This is a genomic window from Mesorhizobium sp. BR-1-1-10 (assembly GCF_020165595.1).
GTDB lineage: Bacteria > Pseudomonadota > Alphaproteobacteria > Rhizobiales > Rhizobiaceae > Mesorhizobium > Mesorhizobium australicum.
In genome coordinates this window covers 325,259-348,451 of sequence record NZ_JAIUIL010000006.1, presented here as the reverse complement: position 1 = coordinate 348,451, position 23,193 = coordinate 325,259, and the positions used below count along the sequence as shown (strand labels likewise).

21 protein-coding genes are annotated in these 23,193 nt (G+C 62.6%); 14 read left to right on the top strand and 7 right to left on the bottom strand.

Features of this window, described 5'->3' with window-relative positions; genetic code table 11:
- Nucleotide 1: 1 nt before the first annotated feature.
- The 3 genes from LB555_RS15660 to LB555_RS15650 form a co-directional block, all read right to left on the bottom strand.
- Nucleotides 2-643, bottom strand: coding sequence for a TadE/TadG family type IV pilus assembly protein (locus LB555_RS15660; RefSeq protein ID WP_224683263.1), 642 nt, complete (start codon nucleotides 641-643; stop codon nucleotides 2-4).
- A 40-nt stretch (nucleotides 644-683) separates the two neighbouring features.
- The gene (locus LB555_RS15655) at nucleotides 684-1,265 is read right to left on the bottom strand and encodes a TadE/TadG family type IV pilus assembly protein (protein WP_015319337.1); all 582 of its coding nucleotides are present in this window, start codon (nucleotides 1,263-1,265) and stop codon (nucleotides 684-686) included.
- A gap of 138 nt (nucleotides 1,266-1,403) precedes the next feature.
- Nucleotides 1,404-1,823: a pilus assembly protein N-terminal domain-containing protein gene (locus LB555_RS15650; RefSeq protein ID WP_140660658.1), complete on the bottom strand. Its 420-nt coding sequence runs from the start codon at nucleotides 1,821-1,823 to the stop codon at nucleotides 1,404-1,406.
- 358 nt (nucleotides 1,824-2,181) lie between these two features.
- On the opposite strand from LB555_RS15650, the gene LB555_RS15645 reads away from it, so the two are divergent.
- The 9 genes from LB555_RS15645 (at nucleotide 2,182) to LB555_RS15605 (ending at nucleotide 11,277) form a co-directional block, all read left to right on the top strand.
- The gene (locus tag LB555_RS15645; RefSeq protein ID WP_015319335.1) at nucleotides 2,182-2,358 is read left to right on the top strand and encodes a Flp family type IVb pilin; all 177 of its coding nucleotides are present in this window, start codon (nucleotides 2,182-2,184) and stop codon (nucleotides 2,356-2,358) included.
- A gap of 188 nt (nucleotides 2,359-2,546) precedes the next feature.
- A complete protein-coding gene (locus LB555_RS15640) occupies nucleotides 2,547-3,065 on the top strand; it encodes a prepilin peptidase (RefSeq protein ID WP_015319334.1) in 519 nt (172 codons plus the stop codon).
- Between the two features lie 210 nt (nucleotides 3,066-3,275).
- Nucleotides 3,276-4,085: a Flp pilus assembly protein CpaB gene (gene cpaB, locus LB555_RS15635; RefSeq protein WP_140614762.1), complete on the top strand. Its 810-nt coding sequence runs from the start codon at nucleotides 3,276-3,278 to the stop codon at nucleotides 4,083-4,085.
- Nucleotides 4,082-5,596 (top strand): type II and III secretion system protein family protein, encoded by a 1,515-nt coding sequence (locus tag LB555_RS15630; protein ID WP_140614761.1) that lies wholly within the window; start codon nucleotides 4,082-4,084, stop codon nucleotides 5,594-5,596. Before cpaB ends, LB555_RS15630 begins: the two co-directional genes overlap by 4 nt.
- A gap of 14 nt (nucleotides 5,597-5,610) precedes the next feature.
- Nucleotides 5,611-6,342 (top strand): CpaD family pilus assembly protein, encoded by a 732-nt coding sequence (locus LB555_RS15625; protein WP_224683213.1) that lies wholly within the window; start codon nucleotides 5,611-5,613, stop codon nucleotides 6,340-6,342.
- A gap of 47 nt (nucleotides 6,343-6,389) precedes the next feature.
- A complete protein-coding gene (locus tag LB555_RS15620; RefSeq protein ID WP_224683212.1) occupies nucleotides 6,390-7,679 on the top strand; it encodes a CpaE family protein in 1,290 nt (429 codons plus the stop codon).
- A 23-nt stretch (nucleotides 7,680-7,702) separates the two neighbouring features.
- Nucleotides 7,703-9,208 (top strand): CpaF family protein, encoded by a 1,506-nt coding sequence (locus LB555_RS15615; RefSeq protein WP_224683211.1) that lies wholly within the window; start codon nucleotides 7,703-7,705, stop codon nucleotides 9,206-9,208.
- 29 nt (nucleotides 9,209-9,237) lie between these two features.
- Nucleotides 9,238-10,251, top strand: a complete 1,014-nt coding sequence (locus LB555_RS15610; RefSeq protein ID WP_015319328.1) for a type II secretion system F family protein — start codon at nucleotides 9,238-9,240, stop codon at nucleotides 10,249-10,251.
- 9 nt (nucleotides 10,252-10,260) lie between these two features.
- Nucleotides 10,261-11,277: a type II secretion system F family protein gene (locus tag LB555_RS15605; RefSeq protein WP_015319327.1), complete on the top strand. Its 1,017-nt coding sequence runs from the start codon at nucleotides 10,261-10,263 to the stop codon at nucleotides 11,275-11,277.
- 88 nt (nucleotides 11,278-11,365) lie between these two features.
- Here the strand turns inward: LB555_RS15605 and LB555_RS15600 are convergent, their stop codons facing one another.
- The gene (locus tag LB555_RS15600; protein WP_140821731.1) at nucleotides 11,366-12,196 is read right to left on the bottom strand and encodes a tetratricopeptide repeat protein; all 831 of its coding nucleotides are present in this window, start codon (nucleotides 12,194-12,196) and stop codon (nucleotides 11,366-11,368) included.
- Between the two features lie 125 nt (nucleotides 12,197-12,321).
- Here LB555_RS15600 and LB555_RS15595 point away from each other — a divergent pair, with 125 nt between their 5' ends.
- From LB555_RS15595 to pdeM, 5 genes are all read left to right on the top strand, one after another.
- Nucleotides 12,322-13,686, top strand: a complete 1,365-nt coding sequence (locus LB555_RS15595; protein ID WP_224683210.1) for a leucyl aminopeptidase family protein — start codon at nucleotides 12,322-12,324, stop codon at nucleotides 13,684-13,686.
- A gap of 79 nt (nucleotides 13,687-13,765) precedes the next feature.
- On the top strand, nucleotides 13,766-14,116 hold the full coding sequence (locus LB555_RS15590; RefSeq protein WP_023773016.1) for a MarR family winged helix-turn-helix transcriptional regulator: 351 nt from the start codon (nucleotides 13,766-13,768) through the stop codon (nucleotides 14,114-14,116).
- Between the two features lie 29 nt (nucleotides 14,117-14,145).
- The gene (locus LB555_RS15585) at nucleotides 14,146-15,006 is read left to right on the top strand and encodes an NlpC/P60 family protein (protein WP_224683209.1); all 861 of its coding nucleotides are present in this window, start codon (nucleotides 14,146-14,148) and stop codon (nucleotides 15,004-15,006) included.
- A 68-nt stretch (nucleotides 15,007-15,074) separates the two neighbouring features.
- On the top strand, nucleotides 15,075-17,609 hold the full coding sequence (locus tag LB555_RS15580; protein WP_224683208.1) for a ligase-associated DNA damage response DEXH box helicase: 2,535 nt from the start codon (nucleotides 15,075-15,077) through the stop codon (nucleotides 17,607-17,609).
- Nucleotides 17,606-18,322: a ligase-associated DNA damage response endonuclease PdeM gene (gene pdeM / locus LB555_RS15575; protein WP_140722891.1), complete on the top strand. Its 717-nt coding sequence runs from the start codon at nucleotides 17,606-17,608 to the stop codon at nucleotides 18,320-18,322. Before LB555_RS15580 ends, pdeM begins: the two co-directional genes overlap by 4 nt.
- Nucleotides 18,323-18,325: 3 nt before the next feature.
- On the opposite strand, the gene LB555_RS15570 is transcribed toward pdeM, so the two are convergent.
- From LB555_RS15570 to LB555_RS15560, 3 genes are read right to left on the bottom strand one after another with little or no spacing between them, the layout of a single operon-like run.
- Nucleotides 18,326-19,261, bottom strand: coding sequence for a dimethyl sulfoxide reductase anchor subunit family protein (locus LB555_RS15570; RefSeq protein ID WP_224683207.1), 936 nt, complete (start codon nucleotides 19,259-19,261; stop codon nucleotides 18,326-18,328).
- Between the two features lie 6 nt (nucleotides 19,262-19,267).
- Complete coding sequence (locus LB555_RS15565) at nucleotides 19,268-20,002, bottom strand: 4Fe-4S dicluster domain-containing protein (RefSeq protein ID WP_224683206.1); 735 nt, start codon at nucleotides 20,000-20,002, stop codon at nucleotides 19,268-19,270.
- Nucleotides 19,999-22,929, bottom strand: a complete 2,931-nt coding sequence (locus LB555_RS15560) for a molybdopterin oxidoreductase family protein (protein WP_224683205.1) — start codon at nucleotides 22,927-22,929, stop codon at nucleotides 19,999-20,001. The genes LB555_RS15565 and LB555_RS15560 overlap by 4 nt, the downstream gene beginning before the upstream one ends.
- Nucleotides 22,930-23,193 lie beyond the last annotated feature (264 nt).

Here is a 23,193-nt window from a genome sequence, read left to right as displayed (position 1 = left end):
TTCAGCAATCGCTGCAAGGGATCGTGACGCTTCTGCGGGGACGCAGATAATAGGTTTCGCCCATCGTCATGCCTTTGGCGAGCGTCTCGACAAACCCGAGCTTCTGTTGGCTGTCGGTCGTCCAGCTGATGATCGGCTTATAGGCCAGGGTGCTGTCGACGCGGACGAGGAAGGTTCCGGGGACCCTGAGGCTTGCCGGAACCGTGGTGGCGGTGCCGGCGGTGGCCCCGACGCCGTTCACACCGTTGACCACCTTGCGCGACCACACCACCAGGACCTGCGGCGTGGCATCGGTGGTGACCTGTATGGCCGTGATGGTGATGTCCGGCACGGAGCGGTTATAGGGTTGAAGGGTCAAGGTGCCGATCTTCATGATGGCATCGAGGTCCACTTTGGCGATGATCGGCTGTTGTGTGACGAGATCGGCGACCATGCTGCCGACACGGCTGACCTTCTTGCTCGTCTCGATGGCCTGCGAAGCCTCCATGGTCATGAAATACATGACCAGCAGGATAGGCGCGATAAGCGCGAACTCGACCGCCGCGACGCCACGACGATTGGACCAGAACCGGATTGATTTGCCCCAGAGCATTGATTTGCCCCAGGGCCCAGCAATTCCCTGATGTGCCCCCGCACGCATCATATTCACTGCCTTTTTTCTTGTTGTTGCTTCGGTGATTGTCTCAATTGTCGAACGGCTCGTTCTGCCAGGTCACCGAAGCGAAATGCAGCGTTTTGTTGCCGCCCATCGACTGCGCCATCAGGTTGGTCATGATGGGCCATTTGTAGAAAACCCGCAGCATGTTCCTTGACTCCGCCGCACCCGCCGTGACGGTAAAGGGCACATCGGCGCCGCTATTCGTCAGCTGGATGTTACCGCCCTGAATCCTGAAGCCGGCCTGGGCCGCGTCGGCGAAAGCCGTGTACTGGCGAAGATCGACGCTCAACTGATTGGGGCAATCCTGCGAAACGATGATTTCCAGCTTGCCGCAGATCATGTTCTTCAAATTGTCTCCGGCGACGTCGGCGGCCCTCAACTGGCCGGTGCGCAGCCGGCGCGCGACATCGTCTGTAATGTTGGCCATCACCTCCTGGCTGGCAAACGAGATGCAGCTTTCGAGGATGGCGAAGACGAGAAGCGCGAACGGCATCGCAAGCAGCGCGAACTCCAGCGCCGTGGCGCCGCGCCGGTCGCGCACGAAGCGCTGGAAAGGCCTGGCGCGCTCGATCTTGCGTTGATCTGTCGAGCCGATTTCCTTGCTCATGCGATGTTCCTGCCATCCTGGACGGTGCTGACAGGTGTATTAGTGCAAAGCAATTGAGGTCCGGTTTGAATGATCGTTAAACTCGGCGCAGGCGCTTTAACCAGGCAGTAACCTGGGCGCTGGCACGGCCCGCATGGCTTATTTGCTGACGCTCATCTCGGCTTCGGACGATTTCTCCGCGTCGCTCTTGTAGGAGCTTTCGCAGTAGGGCGTGCACGACATGGTCTGGACCTCCGCGCGCCGGTAAATGCGAACCGACGAGGCCGCCTGGCGGACCACGGTAACCTGTGCGTCGACGATCGGGCTGCCCTCTGGGTCGAGAACGACGAGATTGGTGACACCGAAACCCTTGCCGGTGAGCACGATCGTCGAGGCATCCTGGACGGAGGCGTCGGCGATTGCCGGGTTGCCCACGACGATCGTATCGGCGGGGCGCGACAATTTCACGATCTTGGCCTGGTTCATGGTGACCTCGATCCCGGCGCCGGCCCTGGCGGGCGCGGTCAAGCTGGCGGCAAGAAGCACGGCAATCAGAATTGAGGATCTCGGCACGGCCATCACGGCGCTCCACGCAAGCGGACTGTTCAACGGAACATGAACGAGATTGGTGAACCAACGGTTAAGTTGACTTGTTGCGCCCGGATATGGCGGTCGGCATGGCCGAGCGCATCACCAAACTCGTGCAGGCGTCGCAAGCCTGCCCAAGCCCTTGCCGTTTGCGGCGTCGACCTGCAAAACAGAACATTAGCCAGCGCTTAGTGTGGAGTTAACCACGCAACATGTTCTAGCCGGGAAAGGAATCGGTAAGGCTGTTTATTAAGCCGATCGAAAGAGCTTCTCCCTAGATTTGCAGCATCCGATCAACCATCACAGAAGTTGACGGAAGTGCTGTAACACGTGGAGTAGGAGCTCTCGAATGTCTAATCTCATCGCACGTTTCGTGAAGGACGAATCCGGCGCGACCGCCATCGAATATGGTCTGATCGCCGCTCTCATCGCGCTCGCCATCATCACCGGCGCAGGCGCGCTCGGCAATGCCATCAACGCCAAATTCACGGCCATCGGTACAACGCTGAACAGCAGCGGCAGCTGATCTGCTTATTTGCTGATCACCTGGATTCCATTCTGGACAGGGGCCGCCACATGGCGGCCCCTGTTTCTCTGTGACCGGTCCAGAGTGCTGCCGACAACGACCGTCTTTTCATGCGGACCTCATCAATCGTTAATCGAACCGACCTAGATTGAGTATCCTGGAAATCCGCACAATAGGCATAAGCGCCGATGCTTGAAGCCCTGATCTTCGTCGTCTTCCCGTTCTGCATGCTGTTTGCCGCGATCTCCGACATGCTGTCGATGACGATCGCCAATCGCGTGCCGGTCCTGCTTGTCGTCGTCTTCGCGCTGGTGGCGCCGCTGACGGGCATGGACTGGGCAGCCTATGGCGGACATTTCGCCGCCGGCGCCATCGTCCTTGCCGTGACGTTCGGCCTGTTCGCCTTGGGTGGCATGGGCGGCGGCGACGCCAAACTGCTGGCCGCCACGGCCGTGTGGATGGGGCTCAACGTGCATCTCGTCGAATATCTGGTCGTCTCGACATTCATCGGCGGCCTTCTGACAATCGCGATCCTGCTTTACCGGAAATCGACGCTGGCGGTTTTCACCGGCCGCAATCCATTCCTGCGTCATTTCGCCGAAGAGTCGGCCGGTGTTCCCTACGGGATCGCGCTCGGCCTGGGCGGACTGCTGACCTTTCCCGATTCCCCCATGATGGTATGGGCGCTGGCAAGGCTGGCGAACTGAATTCATCAATTTTTCGTCGGCTGGCATGCCTTGCAAGCCGTCTTGCGGAGCGGCGGCCCAGCATTTCCGCGCATCTCGGCGCGATCCATTCAATTTATGTAAACCTTAAATTAATCACGATCGTAAGCATTGCATTAACCTTGTTTTGACGATTGCCGCTGCAAAGTCCGGCTTGGCTAGGTGGTTTGCCAAGGGCGAGGGTTCGGACAGATGCCAGCATCCCGATTGATTATTCTGAGCGTGGCGGTGGCCGCGGCGGGCGGTGCTGGCTATGTCGCAAAAAACATGGTCGCTCCGCCGCCTCAGATCGTCGTCGATTCTGGCCCCCAGGCCCCGGCGGTATCCCTGCAGGATGTGCTCGTGCTTTCGGGTGATGTCGCGATGGGCAACGCGCTCCAGAACAGCATCGCCTGGCAATCCTGGCCCGCTGACGGCATCAACGCGAATTTCATCACCAAGGCCACCGCTCCCGATGCCCTGGAGAAGCTGAAAGGGTCGATTGCCCGTGTGCCGATGTATGCGGGCGAGCCCGTGCGGCGCTCCAAGCTGATCGGCGAGGGGCAAAGCTTCATGTCGTCCATCCTGCCTTCCGGCATGCGGGCGGTCGCCACGACCATATCGGCCGACACCTCGGCCGGCGGCTTCATTCTTCCAAACGATTTCGTCGACGTCATCATGACCCGCAGGGCCGATGCCAACACCGGGGCCGGCTTCAGCACCGAGACCATCCTGAAGAATATCCGCGTCCTGGCAATCGATCAAACCATCCAGGAAGACGAGGAAGGCAAGAAGACCAGGGTAGGCCAGACCGCCACGCTGGAGCTGACACCCAAACAGGCGGAGATCATCACCGTTGCCCAGCAGATGGCGGATCGCCTGACGCTGGCGCTGCGGGCGATCACGGACACCCAGGAAAAGAATGTGGACGAGGCCGACTATCTCGTTTCCGGCAATGGTCGCAGGGGAACGGTGAGGCTGATCAAGTCGGGCGAAGTCTCCGAGGTAGGGGCAAGGAAATGAGGCTAAGCGCTAAACTGCCGGCAATCGTAGCCATGGCATTCGGCCTGCTGCTCGTCGGAGCGAATGTGCAGGGCGTCGAGGCGAAGAGCACGCAGGTGTCGGCCACGACAGCCACCCAGCGCGTCAAGCTTGGCCTCAACAAGTCGGTGGTCATTGACCTGCCGAGCGATGCCTATGACATTCTTGTCGCCAATCCCTCCGTTGCCGACGCCGTGACCCGCACCGCAAGGCGTATCTATCTCTTTGGCAAGTCGGTCGGCGAAACCAACATCTTCGTCTTTGGACCGAACGGCGAACAGATCGCCAGCCTGGACCTGGCCATCGAGCGCGACGTCGCCGGCCTGGAAGACTATATCAAGCGCTTCCTTCCGACCTCGGCCGTCAAAGTGGAACTGCTCAACGACAACGTGGTTCTGACCGGCACCGTGGATACCCCCTTGGATGCCAAGCGTGCCGAACAGCTGGCAAATATGTTTGTGTCCGGCGGTGAAGCGACGACGGGACAATATTCGCAGACCGCCGCTGGCGGCTCGGCCCAGAGCGGTGTCGACATCAACAATCCGGACCAGGAGCGCCGCGTCAGCCAGATCGTCAATCTGCTGCAGATCATCGGAGATGATCAGGTCACGCTGAAGGTGACGGTGGCCGAAGTCAGCCGTTCCGTGATGAAGCAGCTCGGCGTCAATATGGTCGGCAGTGGCGGCAGCAACGGCATCAGCTATGGAGCGATTAGCGACAATTTCACCGGACTCGGTAAGCAGCTGTCGAATTCGGGGTTCAATATAGGCGCCTCGGGGCTGCAAGCCTATGTCAATGCCATGGAGCAGTCCGGGGTCATGAAGACCTTGGCCGAGCCCACCTTGACTGCCGTATCCGGCGAGAAGGCAACCTTCAAGGTCGGCGGTGAATACAACATGGTGAGCGGCGTCACGGCGAACGTGTCGACCGACAACCAGACTGGCCTGAAGAACTATACCATCGACAAGATCGAATATGGCATCGGCCTGGAGTTCCAGCCGGTGGTGCTGTCTCCCGGTCGCATCAGCCTGAAAGTCAGAACGTCGGTTTCCGAGCCAACCACCGAAGGGTCCGTTTCGCTGTCCTCGGGTGTGACAAGTCCCGGCACGAATGTCCTGTCTCTGCGCAAGCGTCTTGCCGATACGACGGTGGAACTGCCCTCCGGCGGCTCCATGATGATCGCCGGCCTTGTTCGCGACGATGTCAGGCAAGCCGTCAACGGCTTGCCTGGACTGACAAAGATCCCGGTGCTCGGCGCGCTCTTCCGCAGCAGGGATTTCGTGCGCAACGAGACCGAGCTCGTCATCATCATTACGCCCTATCTGGTGAAGCCGGTGGCGCGCAATGAACTCGCCAAGCCGGACGACAATTTCAACCCTCCAAGCGACGGGGCAGGCATGTTCCTTGGGCGTGTCAATCGCGTCTACGGCACCATGCAGACCGACAGGCCCAACGGCCGCTATCATGGCGTTGTCGGCTTCATCTACAAGTGAACGGGAAAGCGGACATGTCTCAGTCAGTATTAAAGGCAAAGACCATGGCGATGCGCTCCGGCCGTTCTCGAACGGGCCTGCGGGTCCTTCCGATCCTCGCGGCTGCGTTGACGGCTCTCCTGGCCGGTTGCGCCCACCGCGACAGCATTACCGTCGGCGCCATCCCCGACGACTATCGCACCAATCATCCGATCGTCATCGCGGAGAAGAACCAGAAGATCGATCTTCCCGTCGGCGCCGGCGACCGTGGCATGACCGGCGCGCAGCGCGACACGCTTCTGGGGTTCCTCGACGGCTACGACAAGTCTGCCGCTCCGACATTGACGATCCAGGTTCCAAGCGGATCCGCCAACGAAGTCGCCGCGACGGCGGCCGGCCGTGATTTCGCCCGGCTCGCGGCCGCCGCCGGTATCAAGCGCAACCGGATCGTCGTGGTCTCCTATCAGGCTGGATCGAGCGAGGCATCAGCCCCGGTTCGCGTCTCCTATATCGCGGTGAGGGCACAGACCGACAAATGCGGACGTTGGCCCGATGACCTGGTGGAAACGTCGGAAAACAAGCACTACGCCGATTTCGGCTGCTCCTATCAGAACAATCTGGCCGCCCAGATGGCCAATCCGGCCGACCTTCTCGGGCCGCGCAAGTCTACCACCATTGATGCGGCAAATCGCAGCAAAGCCATCGGTGTCTACCAAGACAGGGGCATTTCGGATGAATTCCTCGGCAACTCGGAAGTGACTTACTAAGCCGCCTTCGGAAAGAAGCGACGCCAGGAACAGGCCACGGAAAGAGCATGACCATGAGCAGCCTTGCCTATGACGCCACCGTCGAGGGCGGCGATACCTCGCCGCAGGACGTCGCCGCGATGCAGGCGTTGCGGCCGGTTCCGCGCATTTCGATCCAGGCATTCTGCGAGACCGAGGGCGTTGCCAATCCGGTCCAGCGCGCCGGCGAGGACCGTCGCATGACCAAGGCGCATCTCAAGGTCCATATGGGCGGCGTCGCCACCGCAATCGAATTCTACCAGTCGGCGCCGACACCGAACCTGATCCTGCTGGAATCGCGCAGCGAACCCAAGCAATTGCTGGAGCAGCTCGCCCAGCTTTCGGAATACTGCGATCCATCCTCGAAAGTGGTGGTGATCGGTCACTACAATGATGTCGGCCTGTATCGCGAACTCATCCGTTCCGGCATCTCCGAATATGTCATCGCGCCGGTGTCGATGGCCGACGTCGTCAGCGTCGTGTCGTCGATCTTCGTCGATCCGGATGCCGAACCGCTCGGCCGCACCGTCGCCTTCGTCGGCGCCAAGGGTGGCGTCGGCTCTTCCACGATCGCCCACAACGTCGCCTGGGCAATGTCCTCGCTGTTCAAATCCGAGGTCGTTGTCGCCGACCTCGATCTCGCCTTCGGCACCGCCAACATCAATTTCGACCAGGATCCGGCCCAGGGCATCGCCGAGGCGGTGTTCTCGCCCGAGCGCATAGACGAAGTCTATCTCGACCGGCTGTTGACTCAATGCGCCGAGCACCTGTCGCTGCTTGCGGCGCCCTCGACGCTGGAACGCGTCTACGACTTCGATCCCGATGCCTTCGCGCAACTTGTCGATACCGCGCAGCGCAGCGTGCCGCTGCTTGTACTCGATGTTCCTCATGTCTGGACGGGATGGGCCAAGAACACGCTGGTCAAGGCTGACGAGATCGTCATCACGGCGACCCCGGAACTGGCCAATCTGCGCAACACCAAGAACCTGGTCGACATGTTGAAGCGGCTTCGTCCGAACGACCCGCCGCCGAAATTGATCATCAATCAGGCCGGCGTGCCAAAGCGGCCCGAGATCTCGGCATCCGATTTCGCCGAACCGCTCGGCCTGACACCAATGTCGGTCATCGGCTTTGATCCCCTGCTGTTCGGCAATGCTGCAAACAACGGGCGGATGCTGGGCGAGATGGATGCCAAGAATCCGGTTGTCGCCATAATCAACGAGATTGCTCATGTGCTGACGGGCCGCAGCGAAATCCGGGCGAAGAAGAAAGCTGGCCTGGGCAGTCTGCTCGGCAAGCTCTCGCGCAACAAGAAGTGACGCAATGGGGTCGGTAGTCGGTCATGTTCGGTAAAAGAGGCAACGACGACGGCAACCGGTTCAAGCCGGAATTTCGCCAGCCGGCACCGGCACCGGCCGCGCCGGCCGCCGCGGTTTCGGCCGACACCGCGGTGCTTGCCCGGCCCGCGGCCACGGCTCAGCCGAGCGCACCGGTCGCGCCGCCGGCCAGGCGCGCGGTCGAAGCGCCACCCATGGCGCCGGAACCGAGGAGGGGCCGCGAAAAGAGCGAAACCTACTATGACACCAAGAGCCAGGTGTTCTCGGCTCTCATCGATACGATCGACCTGTCGCAACTCGCCAAGCTCGATCCCGAAAGCGCGCGCGAGGAAATCCGCGACATCGTCAACGACATCATCGCGATCAAGAACTTCGCGATGTCGATCGCCGAGCAGGAAGAACTGCTCGAGGACATCTGCAATGACGTGCTTGGCTATGGGCCGCTCGAGCCGTTGCTGGCGCGCGACGACATCGCCGACATCATGGTCAACGGGTCCAAGAACGTCTACATCGAAGTGAACGGCAAGGTCGAGCAGACCGGCATTCGGTTTCGCGATAACCAGCAGCTTCTCAACATCTGCCAGCGCATCGTCAGCCAGGTCGGCCGCCGCGTCGACGAATCCAGCCCGATCTGCGACGCTCGTCTTCCCGACGGGTCGCGCGTCAACGTCATTGCGCCGCCGCTGGCTATCGATGGCACCGCGCTCACCATCCGCAAATTCAAGAAGGACAAGCTGACGCTCGATCAGCTGGTCAAGTTCGGCGCCATCTCTCCGCAAGGGGCAGAAGTTCTCAAGATCATCGGCCGTGTCCGCTGCAACATCGTCATCTCGGGCGGCACCGGCTCCGGCAAGACGACATTGCTCAACTGCCTGACCAACTACATCGACCGCGACGAGCGCGTCATCACCTGTGAGGACTCGGCCGAACTGCAGCTGCAGCAGCCGCATGTCGTGCGCCTGGAAACGCGTCCACCCAATCTCGAGGGCGAGGGCGAGGTGACGATGCGCGACCTGGTCAAGAATTGCCTGCGCATGCGGCCTGAACGCATCATCGTCGGCGAAGTGCGCGGACCCGAGGTCTTCGACCTTCTTCAGGCGATGAACACGGGCCATGACGGCTCGATGGGCACGATCCACTCCAACAGCCCGCGCGAATGCCTGAACCGTATCGAATCCATGATCGCCATGGGCGGCTATTCGCTGCCGCAGAAAACCGTGCGCGAAATCGTCGTCGGCTCCATCGACGTCATCATCCAGGCGGCACGCCTGCGCGATGGATCGCGCCGCATCACCCATATCACGGAAGTGATCGGGATGGAGGGCGACGTCGTCATCACCCAGGATCTCGTCCTCTACAACATCAAGGGCGAGGACGCCAACGGCAGGCTGCTGGGAGAACACGTCTCGACCGGCATCGGCCGCCCGCATTTCTGGGAACGCGCGCGCTACTACGGCGAAGAGCAGCGCCTCGCAATAGCGCTCGAGGCCATGGAGAAACGTGCTGACTGACGCACTCACAGGCGTGAAGGTTCTGGTCGATGTTTGGAATTGACGGCACCGTACTGGCGTTTGTCGTACTCGCCGGCTTCAGCGCCGGCGCGGTCGCCTATGTATTTCTGTTCAACCAGATCAGCAACGAGAAACAGGCCGGCAGGCGGCTGGAAACGATCAAGGCCGCCGAGACGGACCGTTCCGTCGTCAAGGCCACCCGCGACCGGGCGGCCGACGCCGCCAAGCGCCGCAAATCGGTGCAGGATTCACTGAAGGATCTCGACGAAAAGCAGAAATCCAAGGACATCGCCGTCAAGAAGCCGCCGCTTAAAGCGCAGCTTCGCCAGGCTGGGATGAAGGTGTCGATCGAACGTTTCTATATCTATTCGGCCATCTGCGGTCTCGCGCTGACGGTGGTCGCGTTCGTGGCCGGTGCGCCGATGATTGTCTTGCCCGGTGTGCTGCTCGCCGGAGCGCTTGGCCTGCCGCGTTGGTTCGTTTCTTTTCGTCGTAGCCGGCGCGTCAAGTCATTCCTCAACGAATTTCCAAACGCGCTCGACGTCATCGTGCGGGCGGTCAAGTCCGGCCTGCCGCTGAACGATGCCATACGCCTGATCGCCAACGAATCCCCTGAACCGGTCAAGACCGAGTTTCGCCGCATCGTCGATTCGCAGCAGATGGGCCTGTCGATCCCCGACGCCACCTTGCGCATGCCCGAAACCATGCCATGCACCGAGGCGAGCTTCTTCGGCATCGTCATCCAGATCCAGTCGCAAGCCGGTGGCAATCTCTCCGAAGCGCTAGGCAATCTTTCGCGCGTCTTGCGCGACCGCAAGAAGATGAAGGCCAAGGTCGCGGCCCTGTCGATGGAGGCGAAAGCATCCGCCGCCATCATCGGCGCCTTGCCTTTCATCGTTGCCTTTCTCGTCTATCTCTCCAGTCCCAACTACCTGATGCCGCTGTTCACGACCAGCGTCGGCCATCTGATCCTCGGTGTTTCCGGCATCTGGATGTCGATCGGCATCTTCGTGATGCGCAAGATGATGAATTTTGAAGTCTAGGACCGTGGCATGACCGAACAAGTCATCAAATCACTGACGGATCCCAGCCTCCTGATTGCGATGCTGGTCGCTGTCGCCGTGTTCGCAACCGTTTTTACGCTGCTGCCGGCGCTTGGCGGAAACCAGCTCAAGGCGCGCATGAAGTCGGTCGCGCTGGAGCGTGACGAGCTTCGCGCCAAGCAGCGCGCGCGGCTTGCGAACGAGGCCGATCGCCGCCGCAAGGGCCTGCGCGAGCAGCAGTCGGTCGGTATGCGCAACATTGTCGACCGGCTCGATCTGCGCCGTGCGTTGGCCGACGAGTCCACCTTGCAAAAGCTGAAGGTCGCCGGCTTTCGCGGGCAAAATCCGCTAACGCGATTTCTGTTCTTCCGTCTGGTGCTTCCTTTTGTCGGTTTCGCGCTGGGTCTGTTCTATATTTTCGTGCTCGGAGGGTTGCCCGACAAGCCATTGGTGATCCGGCTTTTCGTCTGCATCCTCGTTGCCTATGGCGGCTTCTATGCGCCGGTCCTCTACGTCAACAACCGCGCGACCAAGCGCAAGCAGTCGATCCAGCTGGCGTGGCCGGATGCGCTCGACCTGATGCTGATCTGCGTGGAATCCGGCATGTCGGTGGAAGCCGGCCTGCGCAAGGTCGCCGACGAGATCGGCGCGCAATCGGTGGCCCTGGCGGAAGAATTCATCCTGACCAACGCTGAGCTCTCATACCTGCAGGAACGTAAGCAGGCTTACGAGAATCTTGCGAGCCGTACCGGCTTGGAATCGGTCAGGTCCGTGTCACAGGCGCTCGTCCAGGCCGAGCGCTACGGCACGCCAGTGGCGCTCGCACTGCGTGTGCTTGCCGCGGAAAGCCGCGACATGCGCATGAACGCGGCCGAGAAGAAGGCCGCCGCGCTGCCGCCCAAGCTCACCGTGCCGATGATCCTGTTCTTCCTGCCGGTGCTGTTCGCCATCATCCTGGGTCCTGCCGGCATCCAGGTCAGCCAGCGCGGCATCTTCGGCCAGTCGCAAAGCAACGGCACCCAGTAGGCGAATCCGCACAATCCAAGCGAAAGAGCCGCGCGGAAAATGCCACGCGGCTCTTTCGTTTGGCGCGATCGGGCGCCGCGCGCGACGATCAGTTGGTGGCGGTTTTCGCCGTTTTCGCCTTGTCCTGATCCTTGAGCTGGCTCCAGGCGTTCTGCTGGGCCAGCATCTGCCGGAGATAGGCGACGTTGGCCTGCGCCTGTTCGGGGGAAAGTTCTTGCGAGGCGATCTTCTCGGCTTCATCGAAGCGACCCTGCAGCCCGACAACGAGCGCCAGGTTCTGACGCACCCGGCTATCGGCATTCGGCTGCTGGGCGGCAGAGCGCATATAGGTCTCGGCGGTGCGCAGATCCCCTTCCAGCACATAGGACATGCCGAGATTGGAAAGGATCGATGGCTCGTTCGGCTTGAGTTCAAGCGCCTTGCGGTAGAGTTGGCGCGCTTCGTCCTTCTGGCCGACCTGATCGAGGATGGCCGCCTCCGCCGACACCAGCCTCCAGTCGGGGTATTCCGGCGTTTGTGCGCGGCGCACGGCGTCGAGCGCTGCCTCGAGCTGGCCATTGGCGGCCAATGCCTTGCCATAGGCGGCGAGAACTTCGCGGTCCTTGGGGTAGGCGATCGCCAGCTTGCGCATCACGGCAAGCGACTGGTCGGCATCGCCGTCCATCTGCAGCGCCGCCGCGAAGTTGGTCGCTATCCGCTTGTCGTTGGGGTTCCTCGCGTAGGATTGGCCAAGTGCGGCCGTGGCGTTGTGCAATTCTCCCGCCGACATCGTTTCCAGCGGCTTGCCGCTGGTGCGTCCGATCGACCCTGTGGTGAGTTTGTCGGTCGCGCAACCGGCAACGCCCGCCGCGAGCGCCAGCATGAATGCCGTGGTAATGAGCCGTTTTCCCCGGATGTCTATTGTGCGGTTGGTCGGCATCGGCACCTGGGCCTCCATTCATGCGTGGCCATTGCGTGGCCATCTTCCCTCCAGCAGAAATATTCTGTTAACCCTAACGGAGGGTTAAGACGCGCCGACTCGCAACTCGGTAGGAGAAACATCTGATGTCCGTTGAACTGGTCGAGAGCAAGCCGAAGAACCCGCTGCCGATCCATCTGGTCGCCAGGGACAGACTGGAGACGGCCGGTCTGTCGCCGTCTATTGTCGCTTGGGCCAAGGCAAACGGCTTTTCCGGCGAGGCCGGCAGGACGCTGATCCTGCCGGGCGAGAACGGAGCGCTTGGCGGCGCCATGTTCGGTCTCGGTGACGGCGAGGGCGCGCTTGCCGTAGGTGCGCTGGCGAAAACCTTGCCGGAGGGCGATTGGCATTTTGCCTCCATGCCCGCAGAGCCGGAATTGGCGGCTCTTGCAATCGTGCTCGGCGGTTATGTCTTTGCCCGCTACGGCAAGAAACCGGGCAAGGCGCTGCGCTTCGAGCTGCCGGCCGGTGTCGATGCGCAGCGCGTTCGCCGCGTCGTCGACGGCGTTTTCCTGACGCGCGACCTGGTCAACACACCGACCAACAATATGGGGCCGGACGATCTGGAGAAGGCGGTGCGGACCCTGGCCGGGGCTCACAAGGCCGAAGTCTCGGTCACCAAGGGCGACGACCTGCTCGCACAAAACTTCCCGATGATCCATGCCGTCGGCCGCGCTTCGTCCGATGCCCCGCGTCTGATCGACATGACATGGGGGCAGCAGGGCGCGCCGAAGGTGACGCTGGTCGGCAAGGGCGTCTGCTTCGACACGGGCGGCCTCGACATCAAGCCGTCATCGGGCATGCTGTTGATGAAGAAGGACATGGGTGGCGCCGCCAATGTGCTGGGCCTGGCCTCGATGATCATGGCCGCCGGGCTCAATGTGCGGCTGCGCGTGCTGATCCCTGCGGTCGAGAATTCGATCGCCGGCAACGCTTTCCGCCCGGGAGACGTGCTGGCGAGCCGCAAGGGCATCACGGTAGAGATCGGCAACACGGACGCCGAGGGTAGGCTGGTGCTGGGGGACGCGTTGGCGCTGGCCGACGACGAGGAGCCGCAGCTTCTCATCGACATGGCGACGCTGACCGGCGCCGCCCGCGTCGCGCTTGGCCCCGACCTGCCGCCCTTCTACACCGATGACGAGGCGCTTGCCTCGGAGCTGGCGGCGGCGGCGCTGGCGGTCGAGGATCCGCTGTGGCGCATGCCGCTATGGCGGCCTTACGACGCGAAACTGTCGTCGAAGATAGCCGACATCAACAACGTCACATCAGATGGTTTCGCCGGTTCGATCACCGCGGCGCTGTTCCTCAGGCGCTTCGTCGAGAAGACGGCAAGCTGGGCGCATTTCGACATCTTCGCCTGGAACCCCGCCGATCGCCCGCATGGCCCGGCCGGTGGCGAGGCGCAGGGCATCCGGGCGCTGGAGCGGGTCATTTCGACACGCTTTGGCTGAAGGGACGGCCCGCAAGCAGAGCCGGCAAATTGCTGGAAACTGAAACGGAACCGAAACAATTTGCCGTCATGCTGGCGCGATGTCGATTGCGATGCGCCCGAGCCAGGCCCTGCGACTGTGGCAGCAAGTAATGCTGTCGCAGGTGCGCGAGGACGCGCCTGATCTCACCATGCGCCAGACGGCGATCCTGTTCACCATCTACCTCGATCCGCCGCCGCACACCGTGCGCGGGCTTGCCGCCCGCCTCAACGTCACCAAGCCGGTTATCACCCGCGCGCTCGACACGATGGGCGCGCTGAAACTGGTGTCGCGCCATCGCGACGAGCTCGACAAGCGCAACGTGCTGATCAAGCGCACCGTCGAAGGCGCGCTCTTTGTCGAGCGCTTCGGAGATGGTATCATCGCCAAGGCCCACGAACTGCCGATGTAACCGATTTCCATTTGACCGGATTTGACGATTTGACTGCCAGGGACGCCCGCCTCCACGCCTTTCGCTCCGATCTTGCCGATGCGCGGCTGAAGGGCGAGGTGACGGCCGACCGTTTCGTCGCCGGCCGGCCGGCGCGGATTGCCGCCTCGGTGGCCGATCTGCGCAAGGGGCCGCGGCCCGACGCCGGCATCAACACGCAGTTCCTCTTCGGCGACGATCTCCTCGTCTTCGAGGAGAGAGAAGGCTGGGCCTGGGTCCAGGGCGAACGCGATGGCTATGTCGGCTATGTCGCCGATGCCATGCTGGGCGGGCGTGACCATGCGTCCACTCATATCATTTCGGTGCCACGCACGTTTCTCTATCCCGGTCCGGACCTGCGCTTTCCGATTGCCGGGCAATTGTCCATGGGATCGACCGTAACCGTTACGGGTGCCGCTGAAACACGGGGCACGCACTATGCGTTGCTGCCCTCCGGTAAAGCCGTGATCGCTGGCCATTTGCAGCCGATCAGCGAAGTGGCCGGCGACTATGTGTCTGTGGCCGAGACATTTCTCGGCACGCCCTATCTATGGGGCGGTGTTTCCGGCTTCGGCATCGATTGCTCCGGCCTGGTGCAACTGGCCATGCGCATGGCCGGCAAGAATGTGCTGCGCGATTCCGACATGCAGGCCGCCTCGATCGGCGAGCCGCTCGGGCCGGGCCCTGATTTTTCGGGGCTGCGACGTGGTGACCTGGTGTTCTGGAAAGGGCATGTCGCCATCATGACCGACGCCGAAACCATGATCCACGCCAACGGTCACACCATGCTTGTGTCGCGAGAGGACCTGAAGGAGGCGATAGCTCGCATCGGCTATCTCTATGGCGGGCCGACAGGGTTCCGGCGCCCGTAAGGCTTTTTCGATCCCCTTTTGTTCCGAATCTGCTTGGCGATTGCCTGTCGCCGCGCTACCTCTGGCGCGTGACAGTTGAGCCCCGCCTCGCCGACCAGAATGCCGCAGTCGTCCTGCCCGAGCCATTCCTGAAATGGTTCGGCGAGAAAGGCTGGTCGCCGCGCGCGCATCAGATCGAGCTCCTGGCGAAGGCCCAGGCCGGGCAATCGGTACTGCTGATCGCGCCGACCGGCGCCGGCAAGACGCTGGCCGGCTTCCTGCCGTCGCTGACCGAACTGGCCGTCAGGCCAAGGCGAAACCTAGGCCAAGCGCGGCGCGGCATCCACACGCTGTACATCTCGCCGCTTAAGGCACTGGCCGTCGACATCGAGCGCAATCTCGCCAAGCCGGTCGAGGAGATCGGCCTGCCCGTCACCATCGAAACGCGCACCGGCGACACGCCGGCGCACAAGCGCCAGCGACAGAAGCTTGCGCCGCCGGACATTCTGCTCACCACGCCGGAGCAACTGGCGCTGTTGATCGCGGCAGGCGACGCGAGACGCTTCTTCGAGGATCTGCGCTATGTCGTGCTCGACGAATTGCATTCGCTGGTGACGTCGAAACGCGGCCATCTTTTGGCGCTCGGCCTCGCGCGGTTGCGCAGCTTTGTCCCTGGCCTGCAGACGATCGGCCTGTCGGCGACGGTGGCCGAGCCGGACGAGTTGCGGCGCTGGCTTGTCAGCCAGAACCCACCGGGTGACATGGCGGAATTGATCACTGTGACGGGTGGTGCCAAGCCCGAAATCTCGATCCTCGATTCCGAGGAGCGCGTGCCGTGGGCAGGGCACTCGGCGCGCTACGCCACGCCGGAAATCTACCGCGAGATCAAGCGCCACAAGACGACCTTGCTGTTCGTCAACACACGCAGTCAGGCGGAGCTGCTGTTCCAGGAGTTGTGGCGCGTCAACGAGGACACGTTGCCGATCGCCCTGCATCATGGCTCGCTCGACGTCGCCCAGCGCCGGCGCGTCGAGAAGGCAATGGGCGAGAACGCGCTACGCGCCATCGTCGCCACATCGACGCTCGATCTCGGCATCGACTGGGGCGATGTCGATCTGGTCGTGCATGTCGGTGCTCCGAAGGGCGCCAGCCGGTTGGCACAGCGCATCGGCCGTGCCAATCACCGCATGGATGAGCCGTCCAAGGCGATTTTGATCCCCGCCAACCGTTTCGAGGTGCTGGAGTGCCGGGCCGCACTCGACGCCAATTATCTCGGCGCGCAGGATACGCCGCCACTGGTCAATGGCGGGCTCGACGTGCTGGCCCAGCATGTGCTCGGCTGCGCCTGCGGCGCACCGTTCCGCGCCGATGACCTATACGCGGAGGTACGAGCGGCGGCACCCTATGCCGACCTCGATCGGCCGACCTTCGACCGTGTCATCGATTTCGTCGCCACCGGTGGCTATGCACTAAAGAATTATGAGCGTTACGCCCGCATCCGCCTCAACAAGGATGGACTGTGGCGCGTCTCCAATCTGCGCGTCGCCCAGCAATACAGGCTCAATGTCGGCACCATCATCGAGGTGCCCGCCCTCAACGTGCGTTACGTCAAGGCCGGCAGCAAAGGCGCGGCGTCGCACGGTGGCCGCGTGCTCGGCAAGATCGAGGAGGCCTTCCTCGAAACGTTGACGCATGGCGATACTTTCATGTTCGCCGGCAAGGTGCTGCGTTTCGAGGGCATCCGCGAGAATGAGTGCTTCGTGTCGAACGCGCCCGGCAGCGACGCCAAGGTGCCATATTATGGCGGCGGCAAGTTCCCGCTCTCGACCTACCTCGCAGAGCAGGTCCGCATCATGCTGGACGATCCGCAGCGCTGGAAGAAGCTGCCGGAGCAGGTGGCCGACTGGCTGCGGTTCCAGTCGGACAAATCCATGCTGCCCAAGCGCGACGATTTGCTGATCGAGACCTTTCCGCGTGGCAATCGCCATTATCTGGTCGCCTATCCCTTTGAGGGCAGGCTGGCGCACCAGACGCTTGGCATGTTGCTCACCCGTCGCCTCGACAGGGCGGGCGTCAGGCCGCTCGGCTTTGTCGCCACTGATTATGCCTTGGCCATATGGTCGCTGGGCGACATGGGCGCGATGTTCAAAGCCAGGAAACCTTCACTGAGCGCGCTGTTCGATCAGGACATGCTGGGCGACGATCTCGAAGCCTGGCTGGCCGACAGCTGGCTTCTCAAGCGCACTTTCCGCAATTGCGCGCTGATCTCGGGCCTGATCGAAAAACGCCACCCCGGCCAAGAGAAGAGCGGCCGGCAGGTCACCGTGTCGACCGACCTGATCTACGACGTGCTGCGCAGCCATGAGCCGGACCACATCCTGCTTCAGGCGACGCGTGCCGATGCGGCGACCGGCCTGCTCGATGTCAGCAGACTTGCGGACATGCTCTCGCGCATCCAGGGTCGAATCATGCATAAGGCGCTCGAACAGATATCGCCGCTTGCCGTGCCGATCATGCTCGAGATCGGCAAGATGCCGGTGAACGGCGAGGCCGATGAAACGCTGCTTATGGATGCGGCGACACTGGTCGAAGAGGCCATGGGGCCCGGGATGGTTGATGAATGAATTTCTCGCTGGCGCGCGCATCGCTGATCGCCGAGGCCGATCTCGTCGGCATCGCGGGCGAGCGCGCGGTCTGCGATCCGCGCGGTGTGCTGTATTTCCCCGAGCTCAAGCTGCTGACGGTATCGGACCTGCATCTGGAGAAGGGGTCGTCCCTGGCAAGGCGCGGCACGCTCATCCCGCCCTACGATACTGGCGCGACCCTGCTCAGGCTGCAGGCGGTCATATCGGACTACCAGCCGTCGATCGTCATCAGCCTGGGTGACTCCTTCCACGACGGTGGCGGCGCAGCGCGCATGCATTCGAGCTTTCGCGAACGGCTGGAAGCGCAGATGGCAGGCCGTGACTGGTTCTGGGTCGCCGGCAATCACGACCCCGAAGCGCCGGCGGATCTGCCTGGCGAGACCGTGCGGGAACTGGCCATAGGCTCGCTGCTGTTCCGGCATGAGCCATCGAAGGTGAGGGTAGAGGGGGAAATATCGGGCCACCTCCATCCCTGCGCCCGTATCGTGCAACAAGGCCGCTCGGTGCGCAGGCGCTGCTTTGCCGGCGATGGCGGCCGCATGATCATGCCGGCCTTCGGCGCCTATACCGGTTCGCTCAACGTGCTCGACCGCGCCTATGCCGGGCTGTTTCGCCTGGAGTCGCTGATGGCCTACATGCTCGGCACCGAGCGCATCTTCGCCATCTCGCACTCGATGCTGCGGCCAGGCTGATATCTATCGCCCATAATAGAGCATGACCGTGTGCTTCGCTTCGGCGAAGAACAGCCAGCGTTCGACCAGCATGCCGGCAAACTGGGCGATCGCGGCCAGCGCCGATAGCGCCGCCGCGAGCGGCCACGGCAAGGCGAAGGCGGCAAGCAGCAACAGGATGGGCAAACCGAAGGCCAGCGCCTGCGTGATCCGGCGCAGCTTGGCGCTGTGCTTGCGCGCGATGCGAAAACCCATTTCCTTGAGCAGGTAGTTCTCCTCGGTATGCGGCCATTCCAAGGATTGCACCATGCCGCCGGAGAGCCCGGTCGCGGTGTTGGCATTGGTCGGGATCTCAAGCTGGTCGTTGTAGCGCCACGTCGCCAGCTTCCAGCCCCAGCCGAGCAAAATGAGCAGCGCGGAAGCCGCCAGAAGCATTTTCGAGCCGAGAGAAAATGCTTGCAGCACAGCGTTCAGAAGCACGCTGCCGCTCATCGCCGAGTAGATGAGATAGCCGGGCAAGGTGTAGGGGCTGTGCCAGTGGGCGATGGGTTTCAGCGAGGCATAGATCATGCCTGTCATGCAGACCGTGGCTGTGGCGCCAACGGCGGCCAGGACGCCGGCGGCCGCCACCCAGCCATCGAGGCGGCCAAGGAAGGCCCAGCCTACGCCGAACACGCCTGCGGGAATGAAGGTGGCGACCGAGGCAACGCCTTCGCGCGACAGCCATGAACTGCGCCATTGCGAGAACGCCCGCCAGGCACGTTCGGGCCTGCCGAGATGGCCGGTCGATGACAACAGGCCGGCGGCGATCAGGCCGAGCGCCAGCCCCATGCCGACGAAGCCCGGCCAGAAATCGGGCGCGACGAAGCCGAGCGGGCCGAGCACGCCCAGCAGCGCGAGCAGCCCATAGCCGGCACCCGTGGCGGTGGTGAAGAAGACGACGGAAAAAGCCGGATGCATGGATGGTCAGCTCGAAAGCATGCGGTCGACCCAGCCAAGGAAACCGCCCTCGGCCCGTAGCGGCTCCAGCGCGGGAGCGGTCACCGATGCGGCGCGTTGCGTGTGAGCGCGCGGCGGCAGGTATTTGTTGGTCGGGCGATAGCCGAGTTCAGGCATCAGGTCGACACCGCCGCGCTCCGCCACCAGTTGCGAAACGGGGGATTGGGGATCGCCGAGGTCGCCGAAATGCCGGGCGCTGGTCGGGCAGGCGGCGACGCAGGCCGGCACGCGGTCCCCCTCGGCCAGGTTGTCGTTATAGATGCGGTCGACGCAGAGCGTGCATTTCTTCATCACCCCGACATCGCCATCGAATTCGCGCGCGCCGTAAGGGCAGGCCCAGCTGCACAATTTGCAGCCGATGCACTTGTCCTCGTCGATCAGCACGATGCCGTCCGACGCGCGCTTGTAGGAGGCGCCGGTCGGGCAGACGGTGACGCAGGCCGGCGTCTCGCAATGCAGGCAGGAGCGCGGGAAGTTGACCGTGCGCCCACCCATCTCGGTGATGTGCTCGTAACTGTGCACGCGGTTGAACCAGACCCCGTCGACATGGCCGCCATAGGGGTCGATGTCGGTCAGCGGCGCCATGTGGCCGCCGGTGTTCCATTCCTTGCAGGCGGTAACGCAGGCCTGGCAGCCGACACAGGTGTCGAGGTCGATGACGAGGCCGAGCTTCTTGCCGCCTGGACTTGGAAGACAGGTCATTCGGCCGCCTCTCTTGCCTGCCGAAACCCGGCGCCGAAAGTGAGCTTGTCGGGCGAGGGTTCGAAATGCGGCGGCTGTTGAAAACGCTCGAATTGCGGTTCGGTGAAGCCGGCCTCCTCCGCCGCGCATTTGACGATGCGCACGCGCAGATCGAACCACGCCGCCTGTCCCGTGACCGGATCGGAATTCGAATAACGCTTGCCCTGCGCGTCGGCCAAGGTCTGGTCTCCGATGATGTGGTTGAGCAGGAAGCCGCGATTGCTTTCGGCGGCATCGTCCTTCAGCCCCCAGCTGCCGCGTCGCTTGCCGATCGCGTTCCAGGTCCACACCGTGCTTTCGTTCACGCCGTCGACCAGCTTGATCTGCCCTTTCACCTTGCCGTTGATGCTTTCGATCCACACCCAGTCGTCGTCGCCAAGGCCGAGCCCGGCGGCGGTTCGCTGATGCACAAACAGCCGGTTTTGGCTGGAGATCTGCCTGAGCCACGCGTTTTGCGAACCCCAGGAATGGTACATGTGCATCGGCCGCTGCGTCAGCGCGTGCAGCGGGTATTCTTCCTGGTCGACGGACGCTTCCTCGAACGGCATGTACCAGAACGGCAGCGGGTCCATGTAGGTCTCGACGCGCTTGCGTTCGCTTTCGGGCGGCACCACCCGGCCATGACCACGCGCGGCCAGCCGAAAACGCTGCATCGGTTCGGAATAGAGCTGGAAGACGATCGGCTCGGCCTTGGGGATGAAGCCCAGTTGCACCGCGAAGTCGAGATAGGAGCGGTTGGCCATCTTGTAGTAGCGCTGGTCCTCGGTGAAATCGTGGTGCCAGAACCCGCCATTGTCGATGTAGCGTTGCAACTGGTTGGGATTGACGTCGCCCTTGCCGATCGAGTTTTCGTCCTTGCCGCGCCAGCCTGCGAGCGGGCCGATGCCGGGCGTGCGTTCATGATTGACGATGTAGTCGGCATAGTCGCGGTACTTCGGCGAGCCTTCGTCATCGACGAAGCCGGGCAGGCCAAGCCGCGCGCCGAGGTCGATCAGCACCGACTGGAAGGGCCTGACGTCGCGGTCGGGCTCGACGACCGGATGGCGAATGGCGTCGCCCGGCCCGTCGGCATGGCTGATCGGCCGGTCGAGCAGGCTGATGCAGTCATGACGCTCGAGATAGGTGGTGTCGGGCAGGACCAGGTCCGCGAAAGGCACGGTCTCGGAATAGTAGGCATCGGAATAGATGATGAAGGGGATCTTGTAATTGCCCGCTTCATCATGGTCGGTGAGCATGGCCATGGTCTCGACGGTGTTCATCGAGGAATTCCAGGCCATGTTCGACATGTACATCATCAGCGTGTCGATCGGGTAGGGATCACCGGCCCAGGCGTTGCGGATGACTGTGTGCATCAGCCCATGCGCCGCAAGCGGCGATTCCCAGGAATAGGCCTTGTCGATGCGCAGCGGCGTACCCGCTTCATCGACCAGCAGATCGTCGGGTCCACAGACGAAACCGAGCGGCATGCCGTCGAGCGGCGTCATCGGCCTGACATCCTTGCCGCAGGGCTTCGGGCCGGGCGGCGCCGACCTGGGATAGGGCGGCTTGAAGCGGAAGCCGCCCGGCACATCCACCGTGCCCAGCAGAACCTGCAGCAGGTGGATGGCGCGACAGGTGTGAAAGCCGTTGGAATGGGCCGAGATGCCGCGCATGGCATGCATCGAAACCGGCCGTCCCTTTATCGTCTGATGCCGGCGCCCGGCCCAATCGGTCCATGCGACCGGCAGTTCGATCGCCTGCTCGAAGGCGACATGGGCCAGTTCGGCGGCGATCCGGCGGATCGTTCCGGCCGGGATGCCGCAACGCTCCGCGACCGCATCGGGCGAATAGCTGACGTCCATGTAGCGGTCCGCGATCAGCTGGAACACGGGAAGGCACCTGCGCCCGTCGACCGTGACGCTGCCGGTCAGTGCCGGTTTGGCATTTGAATCGACTGCGTTGACGGAGGTCGTCGCCACTCTGTCCCATGCCAGCGGATTGCCGTCGCTGTCGCGCATGAACAGCCCGTCATCGGCCGCGCCCGGCTCCTGGATAACCAGGACATGCGCGTTGGTGTAGCGGAGCAGATACTCGAGATCGACGCGGCCGGCTTTCAAGAGTTCGTGGATCAGCGCGAACACAAACAGGCCGTCGGTGCCGGGCCGGATGCCGATCCAGTCGTCGGCGATCGCATTGTAGCCGGTCCGGCACGGATTGATCGACACCACCTTGGCGCCGCGCGCCTTGAGCTTGCCCAGTCCGATCTTGATCGGATTGGAATCATGGTCCTCGGCAACGCCGAACAGCATGAAGTATTTCGTGTTGTCCCAATCGGGCTCGCCGAACTCCCAGAACGAGCCGCCGATCGTGTAGAGCCCGCCCGCCGCCATGTTCACCGAACAGAAGCCGCCATGAGCGGCGAAGTTCGGCGTGCCGAACTGGCTCGCCCACCAGCCCGTCAAGGACTGCGACTGGTCGCGTCCGGTAAAGAAGGCGAGTTTCTTAGGATCGGTCCGGCGGATATTCGACAGGCGCTCGGTGGCGATCGAAAAGGCCTCCTCCCACTCGATCTCGCGGAACTGACCCGAGCCGCGCGGCCCGGTGCGTAAGAGTGGCTTCTTCAGCCTGGCCGGGCTGTAGTGCTGCATGATGCCGGAGCTGCCCTTGCCGCAGATCACGCCGCGATTGACCGGATGATCCTTGTTGCCGTTGATGTAGCGGACCTTGCCGTCCTTGATGTGCACGTCGATGCCGCAGCGGCAGGCGCACATGTAGCAGGTCGTCTTGGCGATGCTGTCGGAAACATCAGGCGAGGTGTCGACACCGTCGCCTTCATCGGGCGCCCGCGTGTCGGCAAGCGGGCGTTGCGAGGGGGCTGAATTGGCGCCGCGCGGCGGTCCTTGCATCATGATCCCGTGGTGCTCGCGCGGCCAGCGGATTTGGCTCGCGTCTTCGGCCCGGGGCCGCGCATATAATGTTCTTCGGGATGGTAGCGATCACCGGCCAGCCGTCGCCTTATACCGCGGCTCCAATGCGCAAGCAGGGACCTGAACCGCCCGACCATTTTGCTCTTTGCGACCTGCAGGCTAATTTTTTCTAACTTCCGACGAAAAAGTAGAATAAAGCTATCGATCCGTCTAATCAGTTGTTCTTGTAAATTCGATCGATATTGG